This window comes from Vibrio sp. TRT 21S02 (assembly GCF_050113675.1).
Classification (GTDB): Bacteria; Pseudomonadota; Gammaproteobacteria; order Enterobacterales; family Vibrionaceae; genus Vibrio.
The window spans coordinates 61,320-67,319 of record NZ_JBNJOI010000018.1 but is presented as its reverse complement, the minus strand read 5'-3'; the positions used below and the strand labels follow the sequence as shown (position 1 = coordinate 67,319).

General features: G+C 42.8%; 5 protein-coding genes. 4 read left to right on the top strand and 1 reads right to left on the bottom strand.

Annotated elements, in window-relative coordinates; translation table 11 throughout:
- Positions 1-81 precede the first annotated feature (81 nt).
- Complete coding sequence (locus ACQEXU_RS18515) at positions 82-231, top strand: hypothetical protein (RefSeq protein WP_241573595.1); 150 nt, start codon at positions 82-84, stop codon at positions 229-231.
- Between the two features lie 155 nt (positions 232-386).
- Here the strand turns inward: ACQEXU_RS18515 and ACQEXU_RS18510 are convergent, their stop codons facing one another.
- Positions 387-785 carry a hypothetical protein gene (locus ACQEXU_RS18510; protein ID WP_337959580.1) on the bottom strand — a complete coding sequence of 133 codons (399 nt, stop codon included), beginning with the start codon at positions 783-785 and terminating at the stop codon, positions 387-389.
- 163 nt (positions 786-948) lie between these two features.
- Here ACQEXU_RS18510 and ACQEXU_RS18505 point away from each other — a divergent pair, with 163 nt between their 5' ends.
- Genes ACQEXU_RS18505 through ACQEXU_RS18495 form a run of 3 tightly spaced genes read left to right on the top strand, consistent with a single transcriptional unit; the run spans position 949 to position 5,140 of the window.
- Positions 949-2,439 (top strand): N-6 DNA methylase, encoded by a 1,491-nt coding sequence (locus ACQEXU_RS18505; protein WP_011079924.1) that lies wholly within the window; start codon positions 949-951, stop codon positions 2,437-2,439.
- Positions 2,439-4,142, top strand: coding sequence for a restriction endonuclease subunit S (locus ACQEXU_RS18500; protein WP_427011879.1), 1,704 nt, complete (start codon positions 2,439-2,441; stop codon positions 4,140-4,142). Before ACQEXU_RS18505 ends, ACQEXU_RS18500 begins: the two co-directional genes overlap by 1 nt.
- A 2-nt stretch (positions 4,143-4,144) precedes the next feature.
- Complete coding sequence (locus ACQEXU_RS18495; RefSeq protein WP_427011878.1) at positions 4,145-5,140, top strand: hypothetical protein; 996 nt, start codon at positions 4,145-4,147, stop codon at positions 5,138-5,140.
- Positions 5,141-6,000: the final 860 nt, after the last annotated feature.

The window sequence follows — 6,000 nt, the reverse complement described above, 5'->3', positions numbered from 1 at the left end:
TCCCCATTTGTCCCTACCCTACTAGTTACTATGCAATGGTCTCAGCGGAGACAATCATTCATAAACGAAAAGGAAAATACTATGGCTAAAAACAAAACACCAATGACCCCTGAAGCCGCTGCTCGTATTCAATCACATGAAGCGAAGAACAATGGCGGAAAAGTCGAAAAAGGCTCCTTTACAGGCCGCGCTCAACGCGCTGCTGACCACAACCAAAAACAAGGTAAGTAAGGAGCAAAATGATGACAAAACCAAGTTCTGCGCTAAAAGGTAATCCAAACTACCCAAGCACAACTGGCAAGCCTTCAGGCAAAGATCGTGGCAACACACCTAAACGCTAAGCACATTAGATATAAATGAGGCAGTCTAGCTGCCTCATTTTTCTATTATGAACAACTTCTTGCATTCAGCTTGAAGTTACTCAAAAACAAGTTTTGATCAGATTTGTAATCGGAATACGGCACAGACTTTTCCGTTAGTGAAAGAGCGCATAAACAAGTTTCTCGCTTACCTTCATACCAACTCACCGACACCATATTCTTTGCTGAGTTGATGCAGGTATCGATGATGGCATACTCTACTTCTAGTGGGTAACGCTCTTCATCAAAAGCACTATTCACCTTATAACCACCAACCACCCCCACGAACAATGCAGTACTGGCAGACACCAGTTTTCGTTTACTAAATTTAAAGCCTTTGAAGCTTTTTTCGCACTTCTCACACGAGATATGCTCTGCATATTCAATAACATTGTCAGTGTTACAATGGGGACACTCAACCTTCATTTTCTAGACAACCTGGTTATATTTTTTATTATTTCATTTATATCACTGATTCATTATTAAACCACAATTACAAACATAGTTTCATAGCGATAAGTTCATTTTCTTCGATCCATTTCTGCTATAATCTGCCCCAATTTTTTCAGTCAGTTAGTAGTAGAACTCCATGTCAATCAGTTCAGTTATCAAGTCAATTCAAGACATCATGCGTAAAGATGCGGGTGTGGATGGTGACGCGCAGCGTCTAGGCCAAATGTCATGGCTTTTATTCCTTAAAGTGTTTGATGCTCAAGAAGAAGAGCTAGAGTTCGAGTTAGATGATTACCGCGAACCCATCCCAGCGAAATACCTATGGCGTAACTGGGCGGCAGATAACCAAGGCATTACAGGTGATGAGCTGCTGGAATTCATCAATGATGATCTATTCCCGACGTTAAAAAACCTAACCGCACCGAAAGACACCAACCCACGCGGTTTTGTGGTGAAAGAAGCTTTTAGTGACGCCTTCAACTACATGAAAAATGGCACACTGCTTCGTCAGGTGATTAACAAGCTCAACGAAATCGACTTTACTGACTCTAAAGAACGCCACCTGTTTGGTGATATCTATGAACAAATCCTACGCGACCTACAAAGTGCAGGTAATGCGGGTGAGTTCTATACCCCTCGCGCGGTGACTCGTTTTATCGTCAACAGACTGGATCCAAAGCTAGGTGAACAAATTATGGATCCCGCTTGCGGCACGGGCGGTTTCTTAGCTTGCTCGTTCGATCACGTCAAAGAGAACTACGTGACAAGCGCAGCCGACCACCAAACACTGCAAAAGCAAATTCATGGTGTAGAGAAGAAACAACTGCCACATTTGCTGTGTATCACCAATATGATGCTCCACGGCATCGAAGTCCCTGTGCAGATTAAGCATGGCAACACGCTCAATAAGCCGCTTTCAAGTTGGGATAGCAATATCAACGTGATTGCGACTAACCCACCGTTTGGCGGTACAGAAGAGGACGGGATTGAAAAGAACTTCCCTGCCGAAATGCAAACTCGTGAAACGGCCGATTTGTTCTTGCAACTTATTGTCGAAGTATTGGATAAAGAGGGTCGCGCAGGTGTAGTGTTGCCTGATGGCACCTTGTTTGGTGAAGGTGTAAAAACCAAAATCAAAAAGATGCTGACGGAAGAGTGTAACCTGCACACGATTGTTCGCTTACCTAATGGCGTGTTCAACCCATACACAGGTATTAAGACCAACATTCTGTTCTTTACCAAAGGCCAACCGACCAAAGAAGTGTGGTTCTATGAGCACCCTTACCCAGAAGGCGTGAAGAACTACAGCAAAACCAAACCGATGAAGTTTGAGGAGTTCCAGCAAGAGATCGATTGGTGGGGCAACGAGGCAGATGGATTCGCTAGCCGCATCGAGACCAAGCAAGCTTGGAAAGTGTCGATTGAAGATATTATCGAGCGCAACTTTAACCTTGATATTAAAAACCCGTATCAGGACGAAGTCGTCAGCCATGACCCTGAAGAGTTGCTGGCGAACTATCAGCAGCAACAACAAGACATCAAAGCACTGCGTGACCAACTGAAAAGCATTCTCGGTGATGCTCTTAGCTCTACCATTCAAGGTAAAAAGCAAGGTGGAGAACAATAATGGCAGTCGAAAACCTGATTACCGAGCATATTGATATCTGGACTTCGGCAGTAAAGACCAAATCGACCTCTGGTCGCGGTAGCAGCAAGAAACTAGAGCTTTACGGTGTTAAGAAGCTGCGTGAGCTAATTTTAGAACTAGCAGTTCGCGGCAAACTCGTTCCTCAAAACCCAAACGATGAACCTGCATCTTTTTTACTTCAACGGATTTCAGAGGAAAAAACGCAGTTAATTAAAGAAAAAAAAATTACAAAGCCCAAAAAGCTCCCTGCTATTAAAAAACAAGATATAACGTTTGCTTTACCAGAAGGTTGGCAAGCTTGTTATTTTGGTGATATTTATAGCTTGGTTTATGGGGATAATCTCCCAAAAGCAAAACGTACTGAAAGTGGTGAATTTTTAGTCTATGGCTCTAATGGTTCTGTAGGGACTCACAATCTTTTTTCTGTTGGTAGCCCTTGTCTCGTTATCGGTCGTAAAGGATCTGCGGGTGCAATTAATTTAAGTGACCAACCTTGCTGGGTTACAGATGTAGCCTACAGCTTAATACCACCTGTAGGTATAAGCCTTAAGTATTGTTTTCTACATTTACAAACTTTAGGGTTAGACTCACTCGGAAAGGGTATAAAACCAGGCTTAAATAGAAATGAAGCTAACGCGCTAGTAGTTTGTATCCCCCCTTCCGACGAGCAACACCGCATCGTCGCCAAAGTCGATGAGCTAATGGCGCTCTGCGACCAACTAGAGCAACAAACCGAAGCCAGTATCGAAGCGCATCAAGTTCTGGTAACAACACTGTTGGACACACTCACCAACTCCGCCGATGCTGACGAGTTGATGCAAAACTGGGCGCGAATCAGCGAGCATTTCGATACCTTATTCACCACTGAAGAAAGCATCGACCAGCTTAAGCAAACCATCCTACAATTGGCGGTGATGGGTAAGTTGGTTCCACAAGATCCAAGTGATGAGCCTGCTGCTGAGCTACTCAAAAGAATTGCGGAAGAAAAAGCGCAGTTAGTCAAAGAGAAGAAAATTAAAAAGGAAAAAGCGCTACCGCCGATTTCTGAAGATGATAAGCCGTTTGAACTGCCGAGTGGGTGGGAGTGGTGTCACTTGAACTCATTAATTAGTGAAATGGATGCTGGTTGGAGTCCAGCTTGTCCACCAGAGGCATCTCCAAACCACGAAACTTGGGGTGTACTTAAAACAACTGCCGTTCAGAGTATGGAGTATAGAGAATATGAAAATAAAGTTCTCAGCCCCTCCAAGGAACCTCGACCTCAATATGAGGTAAAGAATGGAGATATTTTAATTACTAGAGCAGGCCCAAAAAACAGAGTAGGAGTATCTTGCTTGGTTCAAACCACAAGGCCTAAGCTTATGATCTCAGATAAAATTATTCGCTTCCACCTAATAGAACTTGGGATGTCTAACAACTTCGTTTCGCTGTGTCTAAACGCGGGGGCTACTTCAGAGTATCTGGAATCATCTAAATCTGGCATGGCAGAAAGTCAAATGAACATATCTCAAGACAAGTTGAAAATGGCACCAATCCCACTCCCCCCCATTAGAGAGCAGACTCTGATTGTGAAGAAAGTAGAGGAGCTGATTGATCTATGCGATAAGCTCAAACTTTCTTTAGAAAAAGGAAAGCATGCACATTTACAATTTACTGATAGTGTGATTGAACAAGCGGTGTAACTATGAGCCTGTACAATATCGCCAACAAAAACCTCACCGCACTGACACCGACCACTTTTGCAGCCGAAGGGCTGCAAGAGCGGCACGATTTACAAGAAGCGCTGAAAGGCTGTATTGATGCCATCGCTCCTGATTGTTTGGTGATATCAGAAGAGTTTTCAGACTGGGAAGACAGCCGTCGCCGTATTGATCTATTAGCCATCGATAAAAATGCCAACTTAGTCGTGATCGAGCTTAAACGGGATGAAATCGGTGCGCATATGGAACTGCAAGCGCTACGCTATGCCGCAATGATCTCTACCATGACGTTCGATAAAGCATGTGACTACTACGCCCAGTACCTGAAGAAAGAAGGCCTAGAGATTGATGCCCGCGAAGCCATTCTAGAGTTTGTCGATCTTGATGAAAACAGCTTGGATGACTTCGGTAACGATGTTCGAATCGTTCTAGCTTCAGCAGACTTCGGTAAAGAACTCACCACTTCGGTCTTGTGGCTGCGTGACAAAGGCATCGATATCAGTTGTGTGCGCCTCACGCCCTACCGCTACAAAGAAGATGTACTGATCAATGCTGAACAGATCATCCCTGTACCCGAGGTAGAAGAGTACCAGGTGAAGTTCCGCGAGAAGCGTGCCGAGCAGCGCACAAGCGTTCAAAAAGGCGATAAAGATTACTCTGAGTATCGCTATAACGGCCATACCTATAAAAAGCGTCACCTCGCGCTAGCGTTAGTCACGGACTGGATCGAGAAGCATCAGCCACAAAGCTTGAATGATGTACTCAACGCATTTAACGAGCCAGTAAGACGACGCATTGCCATCCTAGCGGATGATATCCCTCAAGGTAGAATTCGCCGTTTCCACAGCGATGAAGATGCGCTAATTACGTTGCCTAACGACGAGGTGATAGCCATCACCAACCAGTGGAGCCTAAGCAATATCACTCGATTGATTCTCTTTGCAGAGCAAAGTGGCATGGTTGTAGAAAAAGCAGACTGATTCTGTTAGTCAAAATTCCAAGTATCAAGCTTTGAGTAGAACATCGTTCTCCTCGAAGCATTTTTTATTTGTTAATCAAATACGCAATCTTTAGGTTTTGATAATTTAAGCGAGAACAATGTTCTCGCAGTATCAATAGCCAGCTCACCAATACCGTTTGCGACACTCGCGACTCAGAGAACATTGTTCTCTGTGATGAGAACCAGCTTAACTTTAAGTGGGCGTTGTCACTGACTATTACTCGCTTACATTCATCTACTTTTATTTTGGATACTGTTTGCTCGCTAATTGATACACGACCATAAGCAAATGTCCGTCCCTCACTCCCAACTGACCACACCTTTTGGTGTCACAATTGATATCATTAACCAATTTGGTGTCAGAAAATGGATGTTTTTTGATACTACCAATATGTTTACATCTCGCTAAATTTGACTACTTAAGTCAAGAATTTAGGCAAACCACCTTTGCCTAAAGAAAATCTAGAAAATAAACTTAACCCCATAGATAATAATCATGACTCTAAAGTTATTCCCATATAATTAAAAACAAATTAATTAAAAAAACACTTTACTATTAAAATCCAACATGAAAAATAAACTTTATTTGTTTAATTTTTCATGTTATAACTATTATAACCGTTATAACTATTATAAAGTTATAATTCTAATATAAGGTTAGCTTTTACAAAAATGAAAGTTAAACCCAAATAAGTCTAAATTATTGCAGAAATTCTTCTGCCACTACTGGCACTTTCAACGCCAGTAGTGGCACATTGATTGCCAGTCTTGGCAAATTCTCTTGCCACGAGCTTTGATGACGGAATTTTTAAGGCTTTCATCATTTGTCTGATAAAAGCC

Excerpts from the sequence above, each read along its gene's own strand:
- ACQEXU_RS18505 (WP_011079924.1), top strand. The coding sequence starts at position 949 with ATGTCAATCAGTTCAGTTATCAAGTCAATTCAAGACATCATGCGTAAA.
- ACQEXU_RS18500 (WP_427011879.1), top strand. The coding sequence starts at position 2,439 with ATGGCAGTCGAAAACCTGATTACCGAGCATATTGATATCTGGACTTCG.
- ACQEXU_RS18510 (WP_337959580.1), bottom strand. The coding sequence starts at position 785 with ATGAAGGTTGAGTGTCCCCATTGTAACACTGACAATGTTATTGAATAT.
- ACQEXU_RS18495 (WP_427011878.1), top strand. The coding sequence starts at position 4,145 with ATGAGCCTGTACAATATCGCCAACAAAAACCTCACCGCACTGACACCG.
- ACQEXU_RS18515 (WP_241573595.1), top strand. The coding sequence starts at position 82 with ATGGCTAAAAACAAAACACCAATGACCCCTGAAGCCGCTGCTCGTATT.